This window comes from Bacillus sp. (in: firmicutes) (genome assembly GCF_031983925.1).
GTDB lineage: Bacteria > Bacillota > Bacilli > Bacillales > Bacillaceae_G > Bacillus_A > Bacillus_A pacificus.
The window spans coordinates 1-23,572 of record NZ_DALYZR010000002.1 but is presented as its reverse complement, the minus strand read 5'-3'; the positions used below and the strand labels follow the sequence as shown (position 1 = coordinate 23,572).

At 34.8% G+C, this 23,572-nt stretch carries 24 protein-coding genes and 1 pseudogene; 17 read left to right on the top strand and 8 right to left on the bottom strand.

The window, feature by feature from the left end; genetic code table 11:
- Window positions 1-8 precede the first annotated feature (8 nt).
- On the bottom strand, window positions 9-1,796 hold the full coding sequence (pepF, locus tag RTP99_RS06335) for an oligoendopeptidase F (protein ID WP_000137553.1): 1,788 nt from the start codon (window positions 1,794-1,796) through the stop codon (window positions 9-11).
- Between the two features lie 117 nt (window positions 1,797-1,913).
- Window positions 1,914-2,705: an arylamine N-acetyltransferase family protein gene (locus RTP99_RS06330; RefSeq protein WP_046647758.1), complete on the bottom strand. Its 792-nt coding sequence runs from the start codon at window positions 2,703-2,705 to the stop codon at window positions 1,914-1,916.
- 537 nt (window positions 2,706-3,242) lie between these two features.
- Here RTP99_RS06330 and RTP99_RS06325 point away from each other — a divergent pair.
- From RTP99_RS06325 to RTP99_RS06315, 3 genes are all read left to right on the top strand, one after another.
- Complete coding sequence (locus RTP99_RS06325) at window positions 3,243-5,144, top strand: endonuclease MutS2 (RefSeq protein WP_001095173.1); 1,902 nt, start codon at window positions 3,243-3,245, stop codon at window positions 5,142-5,144.
- Window positions 5,145-5,150: 6 nt separating this feature from the next.
- Window positions 5,151-5,675 (top strand): GNAT family N-acetyltransferase, encoded by a 525-nt coding sequence (locus RTP99_RS06320; protein ID WP_000256491.1) that lies wholly within the window; start codon window positions 5,151-5,153, stop codon window positions 5,673-5,675.
- A gap of 160 nt (window positions 5,676-5,835) precedes the next feature.
- On the top strand, window positions 5,836-6,546 hold the full coding sequence (locus RTP99_RS06315; RefSeq protein WP_000745512.1) for a histidine phosphatase family protein: 711 nt from the start codon (window positions 5,836-5,838) through the stop codon (window positions 6,544-6,546).
- 101 nt (window positions 6,547-6,647) lie between these two features.
- On the opposite strand, the gene RTP99_RS06310 is transcribed toward RTP99_RS06315, so the two are convergent.
- The gene (locus tag RTP99_RS06310) at window positions 6,648-7,613 is read right to left on the bottom strand and encodes a quinone oxidoreductase family protein (RefSeq protein ID WP_000645244.1); all 966 of its coding nucleotides are present in this window, start codon (window positions 7,611-7,613) and stop codon (window positions 6,648-6,650) included.
- A gap of 122 nt (window positions 7,614-7,735) precedes the next feature.
- Here RTP99_RS06310 and RTP99_RS06305 point away from each other — a divergent pair, with 122 nt between their 5' ends.
- From RTP99_RS06305 to RTP99_RS06290, 4 genes are all read left to right on the top strand, one after another.
- A complete protein-coding gene (locus RTP99_RS06305; RefSeq protein WP_000403878.1) occupies window positions 7,736-8,629 on the top strand; it encodes a LysR family transcriptional regulator in 894 nt (297 codons plus the stop codon).
- Between the two features lie 293 nt (window positions 8,630-8,922).
- Window positions 8,923-9,435: a DUF2690 domain-containing protein gene (locus RTP99_RS06300; protein WP_000473757.1), complete on the top strand. Its 513-nt coding sequence runs from the start codon at window positions 8,923-8,925 to the stop codon at window positions 9,433-9,435.
- Window positions 9,436-9,452: 17 nt separating this feature from the next.
- A complete protein-coding gene (locus tag RTP99_RS06295; protein ID WP_000765226.1) occupies window positions 9,453-9,929 on the top strand; it encodes a DUF2690 domain-containing protein in 477 nt (158 codons plus the stop codon).
- Window positions 9,930-10,194: 265 nt separating this feature from the next.
- Complete coding sequence (locus RTP99_RS06290; protein WP_000063843.1) at window positions 10,195-10,956, top strand: CPBP family intramembrane glutamic endopeptidase; 762 nt, start codon at window positions 10,195-10,197, stop codon at window positions 10,954-10,956.
- Between the two features lie 216 nt (window positions 10,957-11,172).
- Here RTP99_RS06290 and RTP99_RS06285 read toward each other — a convergent pair whose 3' ends face one another.
- Window positions 11,173-11,667, bottom strand: a complete 495-nt coding sequence (locus RTP99_RS06285) for a DinB family protein (protein ID WP_046647752.1) — start codon at window positions 11,665-11,667, stop codon at window positions 11,173-11,175.
- A 196-nt stretch (window positions 11,668-11,863) separates the two neighbouring features.
- Between RTP99_RS06285 and RTP99_RS06280 the strand changes: the two genes are divergently transcribed.
- Window positions 11,864-12,319: a DinB family protein gene (locus RTP99_RS06280; RefSeq protein ID WP_001081131.1), complete on the top strand. Its 456-nt coding sequence runs from the start codon at window positions 11,864-11,866 to the stop codon at window positions 12,317-12,319.
- Window positions 12,320-12,530: 211 nt separating this feature from the next.
- Window positions 12,531-13,568 (top strand): DUF4003 domain-containing protein, encoded by a 1,038-nt coding sequence (locus tag RTP99_RS06275; RefSeq protein WP_029141169.1) that lies wholly within the window; start codon window positions 12,531-12,533, stop codon window positions 13,566-13,568.
- A gap of 123 nt (window positions 13,569-13,691) precedes the next feature.
- Here RTP99_RS06275 and RTP99_RS06270 read toward each other — a convergent pair whose 3' ends face one another.
- Window positions 13,692-14,456, bottom strand: a complete 765-nt coding sequence (locus RTP99_RS06270; RefSeq protein ID WP_000499566.1) for a DUF817 domain-containing protein — start codon at window positions 14,454-14,456, stop codon at window positions 13,692-13,694.
- 275 nt (window positions 14,457-14,731) lie between these two features.
- Here RTP99_RS06270 and RTP99_RS06265 point away from each other — a divergent pair, with 275 nt between their 5' ends.
- The 5 genes from RTP99_RS06265 (at window position 14,732) to RTP99_RS06245 (ending at window position 18,886) form a co-directional block, all read left to right on the top strand.
- Window positions 14,732-15,766, top strand: coding sequence for a FecCD family ABC transporter permease (locus RTP99_RS06265; RefSeq protein WP_000902674.1), 1,035 nt, complete (start codon window positions 14,732-14,734; stop codon window positions 15,764-15,766).
- Window positions 15,767-16,783 (top strand): FecCD family ABC transporter permease, encoded by a 1,017-nt coding sequence (locus RTP99_RS06260; RefSeq protein WP_000722674.1) that lies wholly within the window; start codon window positions 15,767-15,769, stop codon window positions 16,781-16,783.
- Window positions 16,784-16,804: 21 nt separating this feature from the next.
- The gene (locus RTP99_RS06255; RefSeq protein WP_000728192.1) at window positions 16,805-17,713 is read left to right on the top strand and encodes an iron-hydroxamate ABC transporter substrate-binding protein; all 909 of its coding nucleotides are present in this window, start codon (window positions 16,805-16,807) and stop codon (window positions 17,711-17,713) included.
- 214 nt (window positions 17,714-17,927) lie between these two features.
- Window positions 17,928-18,479 carry a GNAT family N-acetyltransferase gene (locus RTP99_RS06250; RefSeq protein WP_000178489.1) on the top strand — a complete coding sequence of 184 codons (552 nt, stop codon included), beginning with the start codon at window positions 17,928-17,930 and terminating at the stop codon, window positions 18,477-18,479.
- Between the two features lie 179 nt (window positions 18,480-18,658).
- Entirely contained in the window at window positions 18,659-18,886 is a 228-nt protein-coding gene (locus RTP99_RS06245) for a coiled-coil domain-containing protein (RefSeq protein ID WP_001047304.1), read from the top strand.
- A 110-nt stretch (window positions 18,887-18,996) separates the two neighbouring features.
- Here RTP99_RS06245 and RTP99_RS06240 read toward each other — a convergent pair whose 3' ends face one another.
- Window positions 18,997-20,322: an ArsB/NhaD family transporter gene (locus RTP99_RS06240; protein WP_000438023.1), complete on the bottom strand. Its 1,326-nt coding sequence runs from the start codon at window positions 20,320-20,322 to the stop codon at window positions 18,997-18,999.
- 262 nt (window positions 20,323-20,584) lie between these two features.
- Here RTP99_RS06240 and RTP99_RS06235 point away from each other — a divergent pair, with 262 nt between their 5' ends.
- Entirely contained in the window at window positions 20,585-20,935 is a 351-nt protein-coding gene (locus RTP99_RS06235; RefSeq protein WP_000407039.1) for a YojF family protein, read from the top strand.
- Window positions 20,936-20,950: 15 nt separating this feature from the next.
- A complete protein-coding gene (gene bshB2 / locus RTP99_RS06230) occupies window positions 20,951-21,613 on the top strand; it encodes a bacillithiol biosynthesis deacetylase BshB2 (protein WP_000439461.1) in 663 nt (220 codons plus the stop codon).
- A 79-nt stretch (window positions 21,614-21,692) separates the two neighbouring features.
- Here the strand turns inward: bshB2 and RTP99_RS06225 are convergent, their stop codons facing one another.
- Entirely contained in the window at window positions 21,693-22,121 is a 429-nt protein-coding gene (locus RTP99_RS06225; protein WP_000021274.1) for a cytidine deaminase, read from the bottom strand.
- Between the two features lie 106 nt (window positions 22,122-22,227).
- The gene (locus RTP99_RS06220) at window positions 22,228-22,779 is read right to left on the bottom strand and encodes a DUF5823 family protein (protein WP_041184691.1); all 552 of its coding nucleotides are present in this window, start codon (window positions 22,777-22,779) and stop codon (window positions 22,228-22,230) included.
- Window positions 22,780-23,144: 365 nt separating this feature from the next.
- On the opposite strand from RTP99_RS06220, the pseudogene RTP99_RS06215 reads away from it, so the two are divergent.
- Window positions 23,145-23,522 (top strand): annotated as a pseudogene (locus RTP99_RS06215) (MFS transporter); the annotation flags it as partial.
- Window positions 23,523-23,572: the final 50 nt, after the last annotated feature.

Here is a 23,572-nt window from a genome sequence, read left to right as displayed (position 1 = left end):
CATGCTTTTTATAATGCTGAAAACTCTTCAACAAGTTCACTAAAACGATTTAATGCACTTTCAATCGGTTCTGGCGTAGTTAAATCAACACCAGCTTTTTTCAATAAGTTTAATGGGTAGTCTGAACTTCCGCCTTTAAGGAATTCAATATAATGTTTTTGAGCATTTGGATCGCCGCTCAATAACTTATCGGCAATTTGGATTGCAGAAGCGAATCCAGTTGCATATTTGTACACGTAAAATGGACGATAGAAATGCGGTATTCTAGCCCATCCGTATTTTACTTCTTCGTCAAATACGAGGGAGTCGCCATTATATTCTCTAAACAAGTTTTCGTAAACCTCGCTAAAGGTTTGGGCATTTAATGGTTTACCTTGCTGTGCCATTTCATGTGTGATTTTTTCAAACTCAGCGAACATGATTTGTGTAAAGAAAGTGCCTTTAAATTTGTCGATGAAGTGATTTACTAAATGGTTACGTACATCAGCATCTTGTGCTTCTTTTAATAAATGATGAATTAATAGCACTTCATTTACTGTAGAAGCGACTTCTGCGACGAAAATAGTATAGTGTGCAGAAATTCTTGGTTGGTATCCGTGTGAATAGTGCGTATGCATACCGTGCCCGCATTCATGAGTAAGAGTGAAAAGGCTATTTAAATCATCGTGATGATTTAAAAGAATGAATGGATGAACGCCGTATACACCAAAGTTATAAGCCCCGGAACGTTTTCCTGGCGTTTCTCTCACATCGATATAACGTTTATCTTTAAAGCTCTTTAATGTTTCAATATATTCTTCACCTAAAGGGGCTAGTGATTCAATCATGATGTCAAACGCTCTATCGTATGGAATGTCCTGTTTTACACCAGATACTAAATCAACACTTAAATCGTACTGGCGTAGTTCATCTACATTTAATTTTTCTTTTCGAAGTTTATTATAAGTATGTAAAGAATGAATGTTTTTTTTCGTTGTATCAATTAGGTTTTCATATACTTCTTTCGGAACCATATCGCCAAATAATGATTTTTCTAAAGCTGATGGATAGTTTCTTAGCTTAGAAACAGTAACATTATTTTTAATAGCTGCAGATAAAGTAGAAGCGATAGAATTCTTTAATTGAACGTATGGTTTGTAATAAGCTTTATAGGCTTCTTTACGTTTTTCACGGTTCTCATCTTCTATTAACTTTGCATACATTCCTCTTGTTAAAGTAACTTTTTCTCCATCATTAGTAGTCACTTCACCAAATAGTATATCTGCATTATTTAACATGCCATATGTATGTTGCGGAGAGGAGAGCGCTTCGCCCATTTGTGATAAAATCTCTTCTTGGTCTTTATTCAATACGTGTTTTTTATAACGATATAATTCAAATAAGTCTTCTTTATAATATTGTAAGCCCTCTGCTTCTTCTATGTAAGATTGTAATGTGTTTTCATCTACGCTAAGTAAGAATGGAGAAAAGAAAGATTTAGCTGCACTTACTTTCACTTGTAATTGTGTTACTTTATCGACAAGAGATTGAGCGTCAGTATCGCGTGTATCAAGATCAGATTGTAATCGTGCATAAGCGAACATTAAAGTTATTATGCTAGAAATTTCTTCACTCTTTGTTAAATAGGCTAATAAACTATTGCCATCGTGAATATTTCCATTAAACTCGTGTAATTCTTTCGTTAATATTTCAATTTTATGAAAATCGCTTTCCCAATCTTCAATGGTATCGTAAATATCCGTTAAATCCCATTTTTCTTTATCCGCTACTTGTAGTCGATCTTTAAGTTCTGTCATAATCATTTCCTTTCTAAATATGTAGTTATATTCCTATATAACTATGAAATACAACAAATTGCAAAAAATCCCTGCTGAAAATTGAAAAGCCTTGCTAAAATGGCAAGGCTTAAAAAATTATAATGTAATTCCGAATTTTGCATGTAAAAGATTTTTATATTGCACATCTGTAATTTTTTCTTTCATTTTTTTACCATTTTTCGCTATTGTGAGACTATCCTTCGTTAAAGATGCATGCCCATCTTCAGTTAGTTTTACAATGAGAGGTACTTTGTTAAATGGTGAGTCCTCATGTTCAACGATAATTTTTTGTGCTGCATTTGCTTTTTCTTCATCCACTTCTTCTATATAAAATGCATAGCCTAACGTCCAATCATCAGTAGAAGATTGATCCAAAAACTCATTGTTTTTACGCATCTCTAACATGTAGTTTCCTTTTTCGGTCATTTTTTTACGAATACGATAATCTCCTGTAACGGAGTGAATGACTTCACCTGAGAAAGGAACAGGTGCAAGAGGTAAGTATGATCCGAATCCTACTTCAATTAAGTAAAGTTCATTATGATGTGTTAAAACGGTTGCGATATGGCCAGAATCAACGGCCCATATAGAATTTGCAGCGTTATACACTGTTCCTGAAACGAGATGAACATCAAATCCAGCGTCTTTAAGGAAGTAATACATAGTAGGATTGAGTTCATAACAAAGACCGCCGCGGTTGTTTACTAAAATTTTTTCTTTTAGATTTTCTTTTGATATTTCTGTAAAGTTGTTTTCGAGTATATTTAAGTTTTCAAAAGGGACAGTTTGTGCCATCGCGTACATAATGTTAGGTAAATCTTCAAATGAAACTTTGTCTTTTTTTTCTATATGTAATCGTGCGAAAAATTGTTTTTGAAAGTCTGTCATGGAAATCCCTCCGTTAAACGATTTATATATATTGTATCTAATATTGCAAGAGGAAACATCTGCATATGTGCGTACGACTAAAGTATGACACCTTTACTTCTTGCTATACATATAGTATGATGATTTCAGTAAATTAGATTTCAATGATCATAATATAAAATAATGAGAGGTGCTTTTTGTGAGTGCGGTAGGTACTAAATAGGAAAAATTGAATGAAATAAATCGGATAAGAACAGGGGATTTTTATGTATACCATACCCCTAATTTTGTCATGGATTTATTTCGATACCTATGAAGATACCTACAATACTTTATAAAGCGTGTAATAAGGGGATTTCCATCCGTTTTTTTATGGTTTATTTCCCCATATGTTATTACTCATGCCTTGTAAATGTAAAAGCTGCGGTATCCCCGCAGCTTTTTTGTGTATATTTTTAATGTTTAAAAATGGTAATTGAATCATGTAGAACTCATTGGAATCTAATGAGTAGGTATCTTCATTTATGATAGAAATCAATCATAGTGAGGAGAAACAAAATGAATACGATGACTTTTGAAAAGTTACAATATAACGAATTAAAGGATATAGTGAAATCTTATTGTGTAAGTGGATTAGGAAAAGAATTAATAAATAAATTAGAGCCGAGTGCAAGTATAAAAGTAGTAAGGAATCGATTGAATGAAACGACGGAAGCACGAGCTATATTAGATGCAGAAGGGCATGTGCCTTTTTTCGGTATTTCAAATATTGCTAGTACAATTCAAAAATTAGAAAAAGGGATGATTTTAGATCCAGAAGAATTAGTAAGTGTTTCAGACTTTTTACGTGGATGTAGAAAGATTAAAAAATTTATGTTAGATAAAGAATTTTTTGCGCCAGTATTAGCTTCTTATGCAAATTCAATGACTGAATTTAAAAGTATTGAAGAGGAAATTAATTTTTCAATAAAAGGTAATAGTATTGATTCTGCCGCTAGTAAAGAGTTAAAACGAATTCGAAATAACATTGATTCGGTAGATGGGAAAATAAAAGAACGTTTAACGAAGTTTTTAAATAGTAGTGCAAATAAGAAGTATATTCAAGAATTCTTTATTAGTAAAAAGGACGATAGGTACACGATTCCGATTAAATCTTCTTATAAAAATCAAGTTGCGGGAAGTATAGTTGAAGCCTCCGCTAAAGGTTCTACTGTATTTATAGAACCACATACGGTTACAAAGTTAAATGTGGAACTCGCAAGTTTGAAAGCAGAAGAAGCGATGGAAGAATATCAAATTTTAGCGACTTTATCAGGAATGGTAGTAGAAAATATTTATCATATCAAAATTAATATGGAATTGATTAGTCAGTATGATATGGTGTTTGCGAAAGCGAAGTTTAGTAAATCGATTGATGGAATAGAGCCGAAGTTAAATGATCATGGCTACGTTCATTTAGTAAATTGTAAGCATCCGCTTTTAAGTGGAAAAGTAGTACCATTAAACTTTGAAATCGGTCAAAACTATCGTAGTTTAATTATTACAGGGCCGAATGCGGGCGGGAAGACAATTGTGTTAAAAACGATTGGATTGTTAACATTAGCGACAATGTCAGGTCTTCATATTGCAGGGGATAAAGAAACAGAAATTGCTATTTTCGAAAATGTATTTGTAGATATTGGTGATAATCAAAGTATCGAAAATGCATTAAGTACATTTTCATCACATATGAAAAATTTATCTGAGATTATGAGGATGTCAAATAATAATACGTTGCTACTATTTGATGAAATAGGAAGCGGGACTGAACCGAATGAAGGAGCAGCACTTGCAATTTCTATTTTAGAGGAGTTTTATCTTGCTGGATGTATTACAGTTGCGAGTACGCATTACGGTGAAATTAAACGCTTCTCAGAAATGCATGATGATTTCATGAACGCAGCAATGCAATTTAATAGCGAGACACTAGAACCACTTTATAAATTAGTAATCGGTAAATCAGGTGAAAGTAATGCACTTTGGATTGCGAACAAAATGAACGTAAGAGAACATGTACTGAAAAGAGTGAAAGAGTACATGGGAAATAAAGAATATGCATTAGAAAAAGTGAATGAAAGTAAAATTAGAAAACCGAAATTCGTGCAAGAAAAAAGAGAAAATCACTACGAGTACAAAATCGGTGATCGTGTAAATTTATTAGATTACGATGATTTTGGTATTATCTATAAGGAAATAGATAATTTCTATAATGTTGTTGTATATTATAACGGCGACTTTGTTGAAGTAAATGTAAAACGCATTAATTTAGAAGTAGCGGCAAAAGAATTATACCCAGAGGGATACGATTTAAATACACTATTTGTCGATTATAAAGAAAGAAAAATGCAGCACGACATTGAGCGTGGATCGAAAAAAGCGCTTCGTAAAATCCAAAAAGAAATAAGGAAGAATAGAGGATAAATTAAAATGGTAACGATTAGACAAGAACAACAAACTGATTATAGAAAAACGGAAGAAGTTGTACAACAAGCATTTTTGAATGAAGAATTTAGTGATAAAAAGGAACATGAACTTGTAAAGCGTATTAGAGAATGTGACGCGTTTATTCCTGAGTTATCTATCGTTGCGGTAGACGAAGAAATAGTCGGGCATATTATGTTATCTAAAATTACGATAGAACAAGATGGAGCTTCTGTAGATTCATTAGCGCTTGCACCAGTATCAGTTGCCAGGGGCTATCAGAAAAAAGGAATTGGTGGAAAGCTTATAGTAGCTGCGTTAGAAAAAGCGAAAGAACTTGGATACGGATCAGTTGTAGTATTAGGACATTCAGAGTACTATCCGAAATTTGGTTTTAAGAAAGCAAGTGAGTGGAATATAAAAGCACCATTTGAAGTGCCAGATGAAGCGTTTATGGCGGTTGAGCTAAGTGAGAACGCTCTGCAAGGTATAGAAGGAGTTGTGCAATATTCGAGTGCATTTGCTGAGTAGGAGTATTGTTTAAAAAAATGTAATCATAAAAGATGCTATCTTTTTGTAGGGATATACAGAAAGATAGCTTTTTTATTAAACAAATGCACTTACGTATATTTTGCTCAATGAATAATTAAGATGATAAAATTGATATAGAAATGTAAAGGGAGAGAATTGAATGAAGAAGCGAGAAACAAATAGCAATGAGAATGTAGTTACGTTATATGTTACAAGACATGGTAAAACAATATTAAATACGAACCATCGCGCGCAAGGTTGGGCAGACTCTCCGTTAGTAGAAAAAGGTGTGGAAGTTGCCACGAATTTAGGAATGGGATTAAAAGATGTTCATTTTATGAATGCGTATAGTAGTGATAGCGGCCGAGCGATTGAAACTGCTAATTTAGTATTAAAATATAGTGAGCAATCAAAATTGAAACTTGAGCAAAGGAAAAATTTACGAGAATTAAATTTCGGTATTTTTGAAGGTGAAAAGCTTGAAAATATGTGGGATGTGGTTGGAAAAGCTGCGGGCGTTGCATCACCAGAAGAACTTATGAAGTTTTCTATTCAAGAAGTAATTAATCTTATTAGAGCAGCAGACCCTACGAAACAGGCGGAAGATTGGGAATTATTTTCTACTCGTATAAAAGCAGAGATAGATAAAATTAGTGAAGAAGCTGCTAAAGATGGTGGCGGTAACGTTTTAGTTGTTGTTCATGGGTTGTTGATTACTACCTTAATAGAAATGTTAGACAGTAGTAAAACAAAACTTGGAGTGGAAAATGCTAGTGTAACGAAGATTGTATATCAAGATGGAACATACACAGTCGAGTCGGTTGGAGATATGAGTTATGTTGCAAAAGGGACAGAAAGTGTGGAAATATAAAGTGAAACTTTAATCAGTGGGGGTCTTACTGCCCATTAAAGCGGGATAAAAATAAGAAAAGGAAGATAGAGAAATCTAGCTTCCTTTTTTTACTGGAACGATTATGGGATTAATAAAATCTTCCCTGTACTTTTTCTGCTCTCTAATAATTCATGTGCACGGGCACCGTCTTGTAAAGAGAATGTAGTAGGGCTCGCAATGTTTAATTTTCCACTTGCGATCCAATCAAATAATTGAGTAGAGCGTTTTTTTCGTTCTTCAAAAGTAGTAAGCACATTCCAAAGGTCTCCGCCAGTTAAAGTTTTTGAAGTATCCATAAGCATACGCGGATCAACTGGCGCAGGATTACCACCGGCCATTCCGTAAAATACGACAGTGCCACCAGTTTTAGTAGCGCTAAAACTTTCCTCTAATGTAGAACCTACTGATTCATATACAACATTTACTCCAGTGCCGTTTGTTATTTCAAGTACTTTCGCAGGCCATGCTTCCGTATATAAAAATACGTGGTCAGCACCAGATAATGTAGCTATTTGTGCTTTTTCTTTTGCTGACGTGAGGCCGATTACCTTTCCGCCTAGTAGTTTAATGATTTGAATAAGAAGTTGTCCAACACCACCAGCTGCGGCATGGACTAAAGCTATATCACCTTGTTTTATTTCATAGCTATCTTTCGTTAAATAATGTGCCGTTAGACCTTGTAATAAGACAGAAGCGGCTGTTTCAAAAGAAATAGAATCTGGAAGCGGGATTGCTTTTTTTGATGGAACGGCAACTAATTCTGCATTTGCAAATGGAACGTCAGCAAATGCAATGCGGTCTCCAGGTTTAATATTCGTAACGTCAGCTCCTACTTTTTCAACAATACCAGCGCCTTCATAACCTAATATATAAGGTGGGTTGCCAGCGAGATGATAATCACCGCGGCGTCTATAAATATCGGCGAAATTTAAACCGATTGCTTTCGTGCGGACAAGAATTTCATTTGGATTTATGATTGGATCATTTAGTTCTTTATATTGTAGTACATCCGGATTTCCAAACTGTTCGAAACAAAGTGCTTTCATATGGAATACCTCCATTATATTGTTTGTCGATGCTCTTTATCATACAATATAAATATCAATAGACAAAGAGGATTATTTCGATGAAATCAATCGAGAATTACGATTGAAAAGAGGGATGATAAATGGAGATAAAACAATTAATTACATTTAAAGTAGCGGCAGATACTTTGAACTTTACACAAACTGCGAAGAAATTAAACTTTGCTCAATCGAGCGTGACAGCGCAAATTAAAACGTTAGAAGCTGAGCTAGGTACGCCGTTATTTGAAAGATTAGGAAAACGCCTTTTCTTAACTGAAGCGGGCAGAAAGTTTCAACTATATGCCGACAAGATGATTGCACTTAGTAACGAAGCGAAGATGGCTGTGAAAGATGATGAGGAAATAGCAGGTACGTTAATAATCGGTGCGCAAGAGAGCCAATGTACATATAGACTTCCTTCTATATTAAAGAGGTTTAAAGCGCAATTTCCTCAAATAAAACTTATATTTAAACCAGCACATTCCAATAAAGATGCGAAGGAACAATTGATGGAGGGAAAAGTCGATCTTGCATTTATTTTGGACGAATGTAAAACAGAAGATGCTTTACATGTGGAGCCGCTTATGAAAGAAGAATTAAAAGTAGTAGCTGCTCCAGGGCATCATTTACTCCAGCAAACTTCCGTTTCTATAAAAGATTTAGAGAAGGAAACACTTTTATTAACAGAACTAGGGTGTTCATATCGAATTTTATTTGAAGAGTTATTTCGCATCCAAGATGTGTATCCAGTAAATAAGATTGAGTTCGTTAGTGTAGAGGCAATTAAACAATGTGTGATTGCAGATTTAGGTGTAGCAGTTTTGCCAGCGATAGTAGTAGAAAAAGATATACGAGAGGGAACGATAAAAGAGTTACACCTAGACAATACTATCAATCCAATTTTCACACAAATTGCTTGGCATAAAGACAAATGGATGACAGTGCCACTGCAGCAATTTATTGATGTAACGAGGGAGTTTTTTACAACAGATTAAGTGGAGAAATATTTATTTTATATAAAAGAAAAAATGGCAATTTTGTATAAAAGGACCGATGCTTGCATGTAACAAGTATCGGTTCTTTTATGGTTGAAATAAAGGATGTTATAAAATGTGTATTTCTCAACTTTTTTTCTTAAAAGGATAAGTAAATTTCTTCGTATATTCCAATAATCGTAAGGGAATTTACAACGTTTATTCGTTTCTGTAAGATGCCTCTAGGCAGCACGAAAGGAGGGGCGTACATAGGGGATAGATATACGTACTTATTTTGAGGGAGGAGATTTACAATGTTTAAAAAGTTAATGAAAGTATGTGTGTTAAGTGTAGCGAGTGTAGGGGTATTATTTAGTTTTCAAGGAAGTACATTTGCAGCTACCGATCTGAGTAGTTATTATGACGGGAAAAATCCAGCAACAACGAAAGTATACGGAGGCAGTACAACATGTGATGCAGATGGATTTAATGCAAAGTCTACAGCGGTGTATGAAGGTAGTAAAAAAGTAGGAACAGTGTATTTACGTTACAGTAATAAATGTCATGCGGCATGGTCTAAGCTTGTTTTAGATCAACCAGCACCTTCTGTTTCTGGAGGAGTATATGCTTACGCTGTTATTAATAAATATAAAAATGGTGTATTTCAAAAATCAGTAGATTCTAATAGTGGTAATGGAGCAATTAAAACGGGGCAAACGAGCACCTATACAGGAATGGTATTTGATTTAACTGCTGATTTTGGTTATACAGCTGATGCTGAAGCGGTGACGATTAATAATGGCTACGGGAAAACTGGACGTTATTAATAAAGGAGTGGAATTCTATGAAGCTTTTTAAAAAGGTAAGCGCATGTCTTTGTCTGGCATTGCTCGTTGTAACTAGTATGTTTAGTACGACGAATAATGATAAAGCATTTGCAGAAGACCATTCATATGATGGAAAAAGCCCTTACTACAATAGCTGTGATCAATCAGCAGTAACGAAAGAGAAGAAGTGGATTGATTCAAATTCTTATGTGGAATTAAAATTTAGCACGACGTGTAAGACAGCATGGGCAAAAGTTACTGTAACCCGCCCGGCAGTTTATAATAACGAAGCTGATGCAAGGATCGTCAGAAAAACCGATGGAAAGGCATATACTTGCGGAAGTGCTGGAGGAAATGGTGTTGTAAATAAAGGGCAAACATCATGCTATACGCCGATGGTATATGATTTAGATCCAAGAAAAGCGCAAGCGCAGGGGAAACATGCCATTCCGAATAGTGATGCTTATAATTATGCGGAGACGATTTGGTATTGATGAGGAAATGGAGATTGTAAGATAGAATATTTTAAGAGCATGTTTTGATTGGATTTCAAAACATGCTCTTTTTTGTTCGTCTATCCAGTATTAACGAATAGTAAGACCTTAACTTCGAGCTTTAATTGAAGTGAAGCAGATAGCGGGATATTTCGTAAAGGTCTAATTGAGTATGGATATTTCTTTCGGATGTTGGGATAATTTAACATAATTTGTTTTCATACTTCGAAATTTGTGCTCTAATTAAAACAAAGGAGGCAAGTAGATGAGTAATGATATTAAACGATATGTAATTTGTACTTTTATAGGTACATGGACACTTTGGGGGTTATTAATTAACTTAATAAAATTAAACATTACGACATTGGGTACACCGCTTGCGATGATATTATTTGTTTTCGGTGGGATCATGCCGGCAATCATTGCGATTAGTTTAAAGAAAAAATATGGATCACAAGAGGAGTTTAGAAGGTTCATTAAAAATATTGTAAATCCTAAACATCACTTTGCATGGTATATTCTAATCATTATTCTAGCCTTTATAAGCTGTTATCTTCCAACAATATTTGGTGGAGCAACAGTGCAAAAACCATTATACGTGGCATTAATTAGTTTTCCAATAATGATCATTGGTGGAGGTCTTGAAGAAATTGGATGGAGAGGAATCTTACAACCTGCTCTTCAGAAAAGGTTTTCAGAATTTTTTAGTACGATTATTGTGAGCGTTATATGGGCTATTTGGCACTGGCCGTTATGGTTTATTCCGGGCACGAATCAAACTCAAAGGGATTTTCTAGCCTTTATAATTACGACAATTGCCGTATCTTTCTTATTAACTACAATTATTAACGCAACTAAAAGTATTTTTATGTGTCTAATTTTTCATGCGCTTCTTAATTCTTTTTGGAGTGTGTACGTGCCAAATGATAAAGTGTTACCAGCGTTTTCAACTTTTATTTTCGGAATTTTCGTGTTTGTTTTGTATACATTCATAATAAAAAGAAAGAACCTCTTATTGATTACGTAACTGAAATTATAGAAGGAAACATATTAATATATTTTTTATGGATATGAAACTAGTTAGTAAGAACACGACACAAACATAATTAAAATATATTACAAGTTTGTGCCGCAAAAAAATTGCAAAACTATAAACAACATCAAAAAGAATGAAGGGCCTTTCCATATATATATAAACACTGCTAACGATAGTTATAGTAATTCATTTGTTTGAACGATTGAATTAATTAAGATTAAGATCTGTATTAGGAGGGGTGTACCCAAGGTGTCTAGCCATAGATACAATTTGGCCTTTATGGTGAAATTCATGCGTTTCCGTATGAGTTAAAAGCCATAGCGGAGTTATGCTCCAAGGCTCTTTTTGCCATTTCACTTCATTTGCTATATTTTCGAGCCACCGGTCGTTGTATTCCTCTAAAAACCGTTGTACAGTCTTATCTACTAACTTAAATCTAGCACGGACTTTCTCTACATCTGCATGCTCAATTTCGTCATCACTAGCAAATGAAAAATCTGCTCGCTTTTGCTTAAATGCGAATGATCCAAGCCAGTATCGGTAGCAATCAGCTACATGAATATGGGTCTTTATAATACTACCGTTTCCGAAATTGGGAACAGTGCTATGTAATTTTTCTAGCGGGATTTCTTCCAAAAACGAAAATAAAGTTTCTCTTGTAGAGCGAATAAGGTGATATTGCTGTTTTAAAACATGTAACATGAAATTAACACTCCTTTTTTGTTTACTAAAATATTTGTGCAGTAAGTAATTCTATATTTACGAGGGGTGAACCTTTTTATTAAGCATATTAGGTGTATTTATTAATTGTTTCTGATAGATTATACAAGGTGAAACTTTAATAAGTTGAACATTCTTAGTTCATAATAAATTGTGCATCAAGAGGGAGAACGATAAGATGAATAGATTAGTTGGTTTAAAACAATTTGAAATAACGCGTGGGGAATTGTTTAAATTTATGGAGACGCTAGACGATAAAACTGCGGATACGCAGCCGAATGGTTTTAATAATACAATCCGCTGGCATATCGGTCACGTTTTAACGGCAGCAGAAGTTTTCATGTTTGGAAAAGAATTCAAACAATTACCAACTGAATATCCAGGTATGTTTGGATATGGATCAAGACCGTCTAAATGGAAAACAGAAGGACCAACGTTAGAAGTGTTAACGGCTCAATTAAAAGAACAAGCAAAGCGTATTAACGAAATTCCAGCAGAAGCATTTGAGAATAAACTGCCAGAGCCATTCCTAGGATTGGAAACGGTAGGGGAGCTTTACGGCATGATGCTTTATCATGAAGCGGATCATATTGGGCAAATGAAGGCGATGGAACGTATTATTAAAGCTCTTTAGTCTTAATTGCATATAACAAGCAATACAGGTGTAATGTTAAATAATATATACAAAAAAGGTAGATAAATTATTATCTACCTTTTTTGTATAACTTCTTGAAGGATTAGGGATTATCATCGTGATGCTGATGAAGAAGGGCGAAAAAAACAATATATAAGGATAAAAAAATTATTATTTTTATGATGGATTATTAATTATAGTATTCCTAAATATGGAATATACGTATAATAATAGAGAAGAACTAGAAATAGGGGTGAATACTATGATTACATTAGAACAAAAGTTGGAGCAATACACACATACATATGCACAGATAAAGGGAGAACTAAAATGGAAAACGAGTGATTCTCGAACAGGAATGATGATTGCTGCTATGTATGCAAGTAGTGATAAATTGCTTGATCTCAAACGTTTTTTAGAAATTAGTAGTTATATTAAGAATGAGGTAGGAATGTTTTCATACTTAAAGTCTTATCATCGTTTTGTAGTGGCCGCAACATTAGATATTCACTTTACAGATTACAAGAAAGCTTTTCGGAAGTTTTTAGATTTATATGAACAATTGGTCGCTGGTGGTTTTAGCCGGAGTATATTTACTTATCTTGCAGCGGCTGTGCTTTTAACAGAAGATAATGAACATCATGGCACGCACATTCAGCGTTCGATGCAAGTATATAAACGTATGAAAGAGGATCATCTTTTTCTAACAGGTACAAATGATTATCCGCTCGCGGTTTTATTAGCGGGACAATCAGAGCATGTAGAAACACTTATGGATCGAGTGGAGCGTCTTTATCAGAAACTAGCGAAAGCTGGCTTACGTAAAGGGAATGATCTTCAATTTTTAAGTCATATTCTTTCATTAAAGAAGGATGTCCGTGAAGAAATATTAGTTGCAACATGCACAAACATATGGAATTTGTTAAAGCAAGAAAAGGTAAAAGTGAAACAAATGCATTACCCAGCAATCGGGCTATTAGCGTTACTAGAGGATGGAGAAAAAGAGATTCATTCTATTAAAGCGTTGATTGAAAAATTGCAGGGGGAGAAATTGTTCCGTTGGCATACAGATACGAATATTCTTATTGCTATTCAACTGTTCGTAAGTCAGAAAGGTGAGGAAAGTAAAGCTACCAACACAGGTTTACAAACTATGATAGAAGTCCTCATCCAAGCGCAACAGGCAGCTATGATGGCAACGATTGCCGCTTCATCTGCAGCAACCTCTTCTGCTAGTAGTAGTTCATAATGTGCAAATGCTTATGCTCTTGTAAATTATGATGAATTTATAACGAACGGTTTAAAAAATATTAATAAAAAAGCCCATTACTCTCTAATGAGTGATGGGCTAACTATTTTTACATAATCAGCATTATTTTTTTGACTCCTTCAAATATTTAAGTTGTGTAACAATCATAATGCTAATAACAACGAGTAGAAACCATGAGCTAATTTTACTTAAGTGGACGAGATCCCACGCTTCCCGTTGATTTGGATATTGCCATGCACCGAAAAATGTTGCGATGTTTTCTGCAATCCAAATAAAGAATCCGATAAGAAAAAAGGAGAGAACGAGCGGCATTGTATATGTAACGCCTCGTAATGAAAATTCCACAAATGTCCGAAAGAAAACGATGAATAGAAGTAAAGTTAATACCCACCTAAAGTCATATAGAAAATGATGTGTGAAAAAATTAAAGTAAATCATTGCTCCTAGCGGTACGGCAAAAATAGCCCTCGGCCAGAGATACATTTGTAAATGCAATCTTCTCCACGCTTGGCATATGTAACTTGCAACACTTGCATACATAAAGCCGCTGTAAAGTGGAACTCCAAAAACCTTTGAATATGCCTCTTCCGGATAACTCCATGAACCGAAATGAACTTTATATATTTCTAGTAAAAGGCCGATGAGGTGGAAGACAGTAATTACTTTTAATTCGTCTTTCGTCTCAAGGCCAGTCTTGTACATAACCCACTGCATAAGAAGGCATACGATGAGTATGAAATCGTAGCGGTAGAATCCTGGGATAGAAATGATTTTTGATAGGGCTAGTGTTAAGAAAATAACAACTGGGAATAAGCAAGATAATGCTTGCTCGTAAGTGAAGTATAGTAGTTGTTTTAAATAGAACATTGTGTCACCTTCGATTTTTTTGTTAGAAAACTCAAAATAATGATTAAGTATACTACAATTTAAAAAATATTCCAGTAGTCTATTTTGCATGTATTTGTAAGTTTTGGATAAAAATCGTAATAAGTATTTTAATATTTAACAAAGTAAAAAAATAGTTTGCAATTTAAAAAAAGTGGGGATATAATATCTAAATGAAAATGATAATTATTATCAATAATAATTACAAATAAAAAACAATTATAAAAAACAACTGAATATAAAGGATGAAATGAAACATGTTACATAAGCCTGCTGTATATGCTGGCAATAATCGCTGGCTACATATTAAGTTCATATGTTTCATGAGCTTAACAATTTTATCTTTAATCGGCTCTATATTTTTAGCAGTTGCATTTGGTGCAAAGGATATCCATTTACAAACCGTATGGACAGCGGTTTTTGATTATAATCCGAAATTAACGCAGCACCAAATTATTTATGAATTAAGACTCCCAAGGGTAATTGGTGCAGCAGTTGTAGGAGCGGCTTTTGCAGTGGCTGGAGCTGTTATGCAGGGAGTAACACGAAATCCTTTAGCGGATGCAGGTGTGCTTGGCATAAATGCAGGTGCGATGTTTGTAGTAGCACTTAGTTTTGCCTTTTTCCCGCATATGCCGTATTCCTATTTAATGATTGTCTCCTTTATTGGAGCGGTCTTAAGTACAGTGCTCATTTTTATTATCGGATCAGCAACATCAGGCGGATTAACACCGATGAGGTTAACGATCGCTGGGGCAGTTATGGCTGCGCTTTTACATTCGTTAAGTTCGGGTATCGCGATTTATTATGACTTAAGTCAAGATTTAGCGTTTTGGTACGCTGGTGGTGTTGCAGGTGTTAAGTGGGAACACTTGAAATTTTTAGTTCCTATTATTCTCGTAACAATTCTTTTTGCAACAGTGATAGGGCGGTCTATTTCACTCATATCAATGGGGGATGACGTCGCTACGAATTTAGGAGTAAAAACGAACCGAACGAGAATACTAGGGATGATTATAGTAGTCATTCTTGCAGGTGTATCTGTTTCAGCAGTTGGTTCTATCGGATTTGTAGGACTTGTTATTCCGCATATTGCTAGAAAATTAGTTGGTGTGAATTATCGACTTATTATTCCTATGTCGGCGTTATTAGGAGCTATGTTATTAGTTTTAGCTGACTTAGGGGCAAGAACAGTAAATCCTCCTAAAGAACTTGCAATAGGAATTATGGTGGCTCTTGTTGGAGTTCCGTTCTTCCTCTATATAGCACGTAAAGTTGGGAGGGAGTTGTAAGTGAAGAAGATTTTAAACACGGATAAAAAGAGAGCCGTTACTGTAACTACAATATTTGGTTGTATTGGTCTCGCTGCTATTTTGCTTAGTTTAAATACGGGGACACTTAGCATTGCACCGCTCAAAGTAATTCAAACGCTTTTCGGTCATGGTGATTTTGAGAGCGCAACCGTGCTATACGATTATCGTATGCCAAGAATTATAATCACAATGTTAGCTGGTATTGGCCTTGGAATTTCCGGTGCGATTTTGCAAGGGTTATCAAGGAATGCGTTGGCCGATCCTGGTATTCTTGGACTGCATTCCGGTGCATCTTTCGGGCTAATTATATTCGTTACTTTCTTTCATTCTATTAATGAGAATGCATCGATTTTAATACCGTTATTTACATTTGGCGGAGGAGTATTAGCTGCATTTCTTATTATTTTACTTGCGAGTGATCGGTCAAAAGGTTTACTTCCTATTAGACTTATTCTCGTTGGTATTGCTGTTTCAGCTGGCTTTAGTGCAATTTCGTTATTTTTCTCCCTTAAGTTAAATGATGAGACATATACATTCGCTTCTAGATGGCTAATTGGTAACGTGTGGGGAAGGGATTGGATTCATGTCTTTGCATTATTACCTTGGATATTCATACTAACCCCTTATGCGTGGCTAAAATCTAAAACGTTAAATGCATTGTCACTAGGTGATAGTGTAGCAGCAGGACTTGGTGTTTCTGTTCAAAAAGAACGGTTATTACTTTTAGCTACAGCGGTTGGATTATCTTGTGCAAGTGTATCGATGGCAGGAGGAATTGGTTTTATCGGTTTAGTTGCTCCGCATATCGCAAGGAAGTTAGTAGGTACTACATATCAACACTTTCTTCCTTTAACTGGTATTATTGGAATGATTATTTTAGTGCTAGCAGATACGATAGGCCGTTCTATATTTGAGCCAAACGCTATTCCGGCTGGTGTAGTAGTGGCCGCATTAGGAGCACCGTATTTTCTTTATTTACTTACAAAAACAAAATAAATACTTCGAAGAGGAGAACATATGAAAAAGAAACTTACTATTTTATTTAGCATCATGTGTATTTTAGTATTAGCAGCATGTGGTCAAACGAAAGCTAATGAAGAGACAACGAAAAAAACGGAAAAAAGTAATGATCCAAAAATCGCTTCTATGTCTATTCACTTAACAAATAATTTACTTGCATTAGGAATTACACCAGTAGGTTCTGTAATTGGTGGAGATTTAAAAGATTTCTTACCACATGCAAAAGAACAACTGAAAGATACGAAGAAACTTGGTGTTGTAACTGATCCGAATATGGAAGCATTACTTCAATTAAAACCTACTGACATTTATGTGGATGAAAAATATGCGGGTAAAGATGTAGCGAAATACGAAAAAATTGCAAAAACGCATACTTTCAATTTAGATGAAGGTACGTGGAGAGACCATTTAAAACAAGTTGGTAAACTTGTAAACCGTGAGAAAGAAGCGAATACATATATTCAAGATTACGAAGAGCAATCAAAACGAGTAAAAGGTTTAATCGATAAAGAATTAGGTAATAACGAAAAAGTAATGGCAATTCGCGTTACTGCAAAAGAATTACGTGTATTTAGTACGAAAAGACCGATGGGACCAATTTTATTCCAAGACTTAGGATTACAACCTGCAAATGGTGTAGAGAAAATTGATGGAAACCGCCCTTTCGAAGTCATTTCACAAGAAGTATTACCTGACTTTGATGCAGATGCGATTTTCGTTGTTGTAAATAGAGATGATAAAGCAAAAGCAGCATTTAAACAACTTCAAGAAACACCAATTTGGAAAGATTTAAAAGCTGTTAAAGGCAAGCACGTATACATTATCAATGACCAACCATGGCTTGATTATTCTGCTTTAGGAAACAAAATGGCAATGGATGAAGCGGAAAAAATGTTTACGAAATAATATCGATTCGTCGTTAGGAAGATCCTCTAAATTTAGAGGGTCTTTTTTTATTGTTAGAATAAATGAAAAATTATACAATGAATTTAATTTAACGTAGAGGAGATGTGCCAATGTCAGCGCTTATTGTAAGTATCCCGTCTATGAAACAGTTTATGGAACAAGGGGATAAATAGGTTAAAATAAGTATCCCCGTTATTAAAAGGGGGAGTTTGAAATGACAATGAATCTTTTTCAAAATAAAACGATTAAATTAACAGCTATGAGAGAAGCAGATGCTGAAGTAATGGTTATGTGGCAAGAGGATAGTGAGTATTTAAGAAATGTCGATACAGATGTAGCATTTCCACAATCGTTACAAGAAATAGCAAGTGATGGGTTATTAAAGGGACGGAGATCGAATAGTGTATCTTTCATGTTGAGGACAGTTCAAGATGATCGTTTAATTGGTTTTGTTGCAATTCATGGCATAGAGTGGAATAACAGAACGGGGTTATTAGCAATTGGTATAGGAGATGCAAATGATAGAGGGAAGGGATATGGAAGAGAAGCAATCCATCTTATTTTAAAGTATGCTTTTTATGAATTGAATTTACACCGCGTTGGTCTTGATGTTATTTCTTATAACAAAGATGCTATTGAGTTGTATAAAAAGATGGGTTTTCAGATGGAAGGCTGTATGAGAGAAGCAGTGCAAAGAGATGGGAAATGTTTTGATCGTATCATTATGGGGATACTGCGGGATGAATGGATAGAGCTGCAAGATTAAAAATGCATTCTTATATGTGTAAAATGCAGGAGATATAACGATAATTGGCGAATTTTTACAATGTACTGATTGAACTTATCCCGCGTTAACTGTCCGTAAACGTCCGATTGGTTCAACTAATAATAAGTGGGGGATGCCCCCCACTTATTAAAGTTTCACTTTATAAGGAGTCATGCAAAATGAATTTAGAAAAAGCAAAACCAGTAAATGAAGAGGTCGCTGAATTGAAGGAACTAATTAAAGAATTACACGGAAGTGTACATCAACTTCAAAGCGAAGTGCAGCAACTAAGGCACGAAAGACCGGTTGTTGAAGTGAGGAAAGGTGTTCAACTATCACCAACAATCGTTGGACAAATTGGTGGTATGATTTTAGGCGGATTAGCAATTATCGGTATATTTTGGTGAACGAAAAAAGGTATGCAGTTTAGCGCTGCATACCTTTTTCGTTGTCGTTATTTGTCGGTAAGTCGATATTCTCTGTCGAATCGTCGATATAATTTCATGCAATACAACTTTTACATTAAATAACGTAAATATATATAAGCATGTGATAATAGTAATGCAATGATTGTTAACGGCAAACCAATTTTTAAGAAGTCCATATAAGAGAAAGCATGTCCTTCACGTTTTGCAATACCAGCAACGACTACGTTTGCTGATGCTCCGATTAACGTTCCGTTTCCTCCTAAGCAGGCCCCAAGTGATAGTGCCCACCATAGTACTTCGATTTGCGGAGAATCAACAGATAGTCCGAGTCCTGTAGCTAAGTCTTGAATAAGTGGTATCATCGTTGCGACAAATGGGATATTGTCAATTGTTGCAGAGGCGATACCTGATACCCATAAAATAAGTACAGCGGCGAAACCGATATCGCCATTTGTGACGTCAATTACTTCTTTTGCGAGTGAAGAAATAAGTCCGATATCAATTAAACCACCAACGAGAACGAATAGTCCGGCGAAGAAGAAAATGGTTACCCATTCAACGTGTGCAAATACATCTTCAATATCATGTTCTTTCACACCGATTAACATAAGAAGTGTAGCACCTGTCATCGCGATAACTGCAGCATCTACATGAATAATCGAATGAAGTACAAAGCCTAAAATAGTTAGTCCTAAAATCGAAATGGATTTTAAAAGGAGGCTTTGATCTTTAATATAATCTTTTTCATTTAATGCCATTAATTTTTCGATTTGCTCAGGTGTTGTCTTTAGTTTGTTACGATACATGAAGTAAATAATGCCAAGTGTCACGATAGAAATAATAATTACGATAGGAGCTAAGTTAAGTAAAAAGGCATTGAAGTCTAAATGCTTATTTGCTGATCCGATCATAATATTAGGTGGATCACCGATTAATGTTGCTGTTCCGCCTATATTTGAAAATAATACTTCTGAGATCAAATAAGGAACAGGATTAACTTTTAAAATACGTGTAATGGATAGCGTAACAGGTACGATTAATAATACGGTTGTTACGTTGTCCAAAAATGCTGATCCGACAGCAGTTAATAAGGATAGCAATAATAAAATGCGGATTGGTTTTCCGTCGGCTGCTTTTGCTGCTTTAATGGCCACAAATTCAAATACGCCTGATTGACTCGTAATATGTACGAGAATCATCATCCCAATTAAAAGGGTAATCGTTTCCCATTGAATATGAGAGGTGAAAGCAGTATGTAATTCAACAACTCCAAAAATAATCATAATAGCAGCACCGAATAGTGCGATTACAGCACGATTCAATTTCTCAGAAATAATAAATCCGTACGTGACTAAAAATACGGCAATTGCAAAATAATATTGCCAATTTGCTACTTCATGTGCTGATTGTTCCAATCATGTCACCTTCTTTAAAGTATGTATTTAATTGTCAAAATGTATCTCGCTGTATTCATACGGGATAAAATATATTGTAGCAAATTCAAAAAAGAAAGAAAACTATTTAACAAAGTGAAGGAAAAAATGATGATTTTACATATGATATAAAAAAATAAAGAAACACAGTGCAAATTATTAGGAAAAGTGGGCGTTGTCCTCTAATATAGAGATAGCAATTTACATTATTTTTGCGTAAAATGGTTTAAAGAGGTGAATTCCGATGGAAATAGTAAAAGATAGTTCTCTTATTCAAAATGAAATTGAACGTTTTGTAAATAAAGATGTATATATTCATTTAGAAACAACGAACGGAGCGTATGCGTCACACTTTAATGAAAAGATGATGACGGTTGGTGCATTCATTCGAAATGCAATTATTCGCTTTGAGCGCGGAAAGATTACTGGAACAAACCCATACCGAGTTGGTCTAAAGATGGATCATGGCTGGGTATATGCAGAAGGTATTACGCACTGGGAAGTAGACGATAAAGAGCGTTTATTACTTGCAGGGCACGATAATCAAGGTCGCTTAGCAGTTGCACTTGAGTTAAGCTTAACGCCATTTAAGTAAGAAGGAGGGAAACTTATGGAGAGACATGTACTTGTTGTATTTCCGCATCCAGATGACGAAGCATTTGCGGCGGGAGGAACAATTCGCTTATTAACAGATCAAGGAGTACCTGTAACGTATGCGTGCGGTACGCTAGGACAAATGGGACGTAACATGGGGAAAAACGTGTTTGCTAACCGTGAAACGATTCCAAATATACGTGAAAAAGAATTAAAAGATGCATGTGAAGCGATGGGAATCAAAGATTTAAGAATGCTTGGTTTCCATGATAAAACGTTAGAATTTGAAGATGTTGATTTCGTTGCAGACAAAATTGAAGCAATCATTCAAGAAGTAAATCCATCTCGAATTATTACATTTTATCCAGAGCACGGCGTACATCCAGATCATGATGCATTTGGCCGCGCTGTCGTTCGCGCCGTATCACGTATGTCAAAAGAAGAACGTCCAGTTATTCATGCGGTTGCGATTACGAAAAATCGTGAAGCTGTACTCGGTGAGCCAGATGTTGTAAACAATATTAGTGAAGTATTCGAGCATAAATTAGCTGCACTAGGTGCGCACCGTTCGCAAACAGAAGCGATGCTTGAAGAGACACACGCGAAAATCAAAAACAAAGATGCAGCAACATTAAAATGGTTGCAACTTGAACAATTTTGGACTTATAAATGGGAGTAGGCTAGAAGGGTATCTTCTAGTAGCTCTTACATAGAAAACGCACCGTCATTTGTGACGGTGCGTTTTTAGTGAATAATCTTTATTTCGAACTCCATTCTTTTGCGAATTCATCATAATATGCTTCGCTCCAATGGTAGGGCTGCAATTCTTTTAACGGCTTAAAAATGATATCCTGTTTAGAATTTGTAATGGCGCATAGTACTTCTGGCCCCCAATAAAATAAACGTTCTTGGCATACACCACAAGGTGATAATACTTTTAATTCAGAATGCTCATTTTCCCTTGCGAGACAAATAGAATGTGTAACTTTCTTTTGAAATTTATGCGCTTCTAAAATTGCACCTGTTTCCATACAAAGTTCTGTTGAAGCGTTTATAACGTCAGGTGCTACACTTGTATAAATGGATCCATCTTCTACACGGATTGCTGCAGCTCCGCCCCAACCATGTGGATATCTTTGGTCAATTAAACGTTTCACTGCATCATATAATTGTTGTTCAATGCTCAATTGTATTTCCTCATTTCTATGTAAATTTCAATTCAATGCCTGTGTTATTTTTTAGTAATACCGTTAAAAAGAATAGACATCTAAATCCACACTATGGGTGCAAGAATTACTCTTCATCTGCATACTTTTCTTCTAAAGAAATTAATAGAGGAATGGATACAGTTACTAGAATGATTAAAGTAGTTATAAAAGATTTAGAAAGAGAAAAAGAACCTTCAATTAAAGGTGATAAAAACTTGAATGAAAGTATACTTGTTATTAAGGAAATTACTAAAAAGCTAAAAAGAGATATATTTTTATTCTTTATAGATGTCTCTATAAAGTCTTTAACGCAGGTTATTAAGACAAATATAGTTAATATGATAAGAGAAACAAAATAATGTGTTAAATTCGTCATACTAATAGTAGGGTCGTCTATTATGTAAGCAAGTAACTTAGATACTAATATTCCTCCAAACAATAAAATAATAAAAGCAAGTAATCCTTCCGATATATAAGTGCTGAAATTGTCTTTCTTGTTAAAGAAGTTGTAGTTCAGAGTAGATTGGATTATTTGAATCAGGAATAGGGTAATAATCCATACATAATATACAATTGGTAATTCTCCTGAGAATAGAGAGATTAGGAAGTTTAATATTGTCCTTAAAATTTCAATCATTACGAAAGTCCCCCTGTTTGTAAGCTTACGACATTAAAAATATATTAGTCTATCGTTTAATAATTCAATCTATCAATTCAAACTATTTCTAATTATTCCATAAAAAGGTGTTGGTATCAAGGTATCCTTCTAACAAATATTCCGAGGCTGAGCACTAGAAAAAGAAACACAATATGTAATATAATTGAAAAAGTATATTTAAAAAATCAATGTTAATATTACCCTCCTATAAGTATTAACATACGTAATTGAGGTGTTTTCTTTGTTGTTTTATGATCGAATTTCTATAATGGCCCCTCCTGTTCCGTAGCTTAGGAAAGTCTTTTTATTTCTGAGATTTTCAAAGTTATAGGAGGGTATGAAAAATGAAAAAAGTCTCAGTACCATCACTTTTGTTAATGATTATTCTTGTCGCATTTCCGCAAATTAGTGAAACGATTTACACACCGTCTTTACCTGATATTTCAAAGGCGTTACATGTAAGTAATAATGAGGTGCAGTTAACACTTAGTGTGTATTTTGCTGGATTTGCTTTAGGTGTATTTTTTATTGGATGGCTATCAGATATAATTGGCCGTCGCCCGGCGATGTTATTTGGAATTGTTTTATATGGCGCTGGAAGTTTCTTATGCTTTATTGCAAATTCCATTGAAGTTTTATTGGTAAGTCGTTTTATTCAAGCGTTTGGAGCAAGTGCTGGCTCTGTTGTGACACAAACGATTCTTCGTGAAAGTGTAGAAGGGTAACTAACTGTTACGATTTATTTAACCAATTATAACGAAAGTTAATTAAA

Bases quoted from the DNA above. Each gene is read 5' to 3' on its own strand.
- RTP99_RS06295 (WP_000765226.1), top strand. From the start codon at position 9,453: ATGAAGCTTTTTAAAAAGGTAAGCGCATGTCTTTGTCTGGCATTGCTC.
- RTP99_RS06255 (WP_000728192.1), top strand. From the start codon at position 16,805: ATGAAAAAGAAACTTACTATTTTATTTAGCATCATGTGTATTTTAGTA.
- RTP99_RS06275 (WP_029141169.1), top strand. From the start codon at position 12,531: ATGGAATATACGTATAATAATAGAGAAGAACTAGAAATAGGGGTGAAT.
- RTP99_RS06325 (WP_001095173.1), top strand. From the start codon at position 3,243: ATGAATACGATGACTTTTGAAAAGTTACAATATAACGAATTAAAGGAT.
- RTP99_RS06310 (WP_000645244.1), bottom strand. From the start codon at position 7,613: ATGAAAGCACTTTGTTTCGAACAGTTTGGAAATCCGGATGTACTACAA.
- RTP99_RS06245 (WP_001047304.1), top strand. From the start codon at position 18,659: ATGAATTTAGAAAAAGCAAAACCAGTAAATGAAGAGGTCGCTGAATTG.
- RTP99_RS06280 (WP_001081131.1), top strand. From the start codon at position 11,864: ATGAATAGATTAGTTGGTTTAAAACAATTTGAAATAACGCGTGGGGAA.
- RTP99_RS06320 (WP_000256491.1), top strand. From the start codon at position 5,151: ATGGTAACGATTAGACAAGAACAACAAACTGATTATAGAAAAACGGAA.
- RTP99_RS06285 (WP_046647752.1), bottom strand. From the start codon at position 11,667: ATGTTACATGTTTTAAAACAGCAATATCACCTTATTCGCTCTACAAGA.
- RTP99_RS06265 (WP_000902674.1), top strand. From the start codon at position 14,732: ATGTTACATAAGCCTGCTGTATATGCTGGCAATAATCGCTGGCTACAT.
- bshB2 (WP_000439461.1), top strand. From the start codon at position 20,951: ATGGAGAGACATGTACTTGTTGTATTTCCGCATCCAGATGACGAAGCA.
- RTP99_RS06300 (WP_000473757.1), top strand. From the start codon at position 8,923: ATGTTTAAAAAGTTAATGAAAGTATGTGTGTTAAGTGTAGCGAGTGTA.
- RTP99_RS06305 (WP_000403878.1), top strand. From the start codon at position 7,736: ATGGAGATAAAACAATTAATTACATTTAAAGTAGCGGCAGATACTTTG.
- RTP99_RS06290 (WP_000063843.1), top strand. From the start codon at position 10,195: ATGAGTAATGATATTAAACGATATGTAATTTGTACTTTTATAGGTACA.
- RTP99_RS06270 (WP_000499566.1), bottom strand. From the start codon at position 14,456: ATGTTCTATTTAAAACAACTACTATACTTCACTTACGAGCAAGCATTA.
- RTP99_RS06315 (WP_000745512.1), top strand. From the start codon at position 5,836: ATGAAGAAGCGAGAAACAAATAGCAATGAGAATGTAGTTACGTTATAT.
- RTP99_RS06330 (WP_046647758.1), bottom strand. From the start codon at position 2,705: ATGACAGACTTTCAAAAACAATTTTTCGCACGATTACATATAGAAAAA.
- pepF (WP_000137553.1), bottom strand. From the start codon at position 1,796: ATGACAGAACTTAAAGATCGACTACAAGTAGCGGATAAAGAAAAATGG.
- RTP99_RS06250 (WP_000178489.1), top strand. From the start codon at position 17,928: ATGACAATGAATCTTTTTCAAAATAAAACGATTAAATTAACAGCTATG.
- RTP99_RS06220 (WP_041184691.1), bottom strand. From the start codon at position 22,779: ATGATTGAAATTTTAAGGACAATATTAAACTTCCTAATCTCTCTATTC.
- RTP99_RS06235 (WP_000407039.1), top strand. From the start codon at position 20,585: ATGGAAATAGTAAAAGATAGTTCTCTTATTCAAAATGAAATTGAACGT.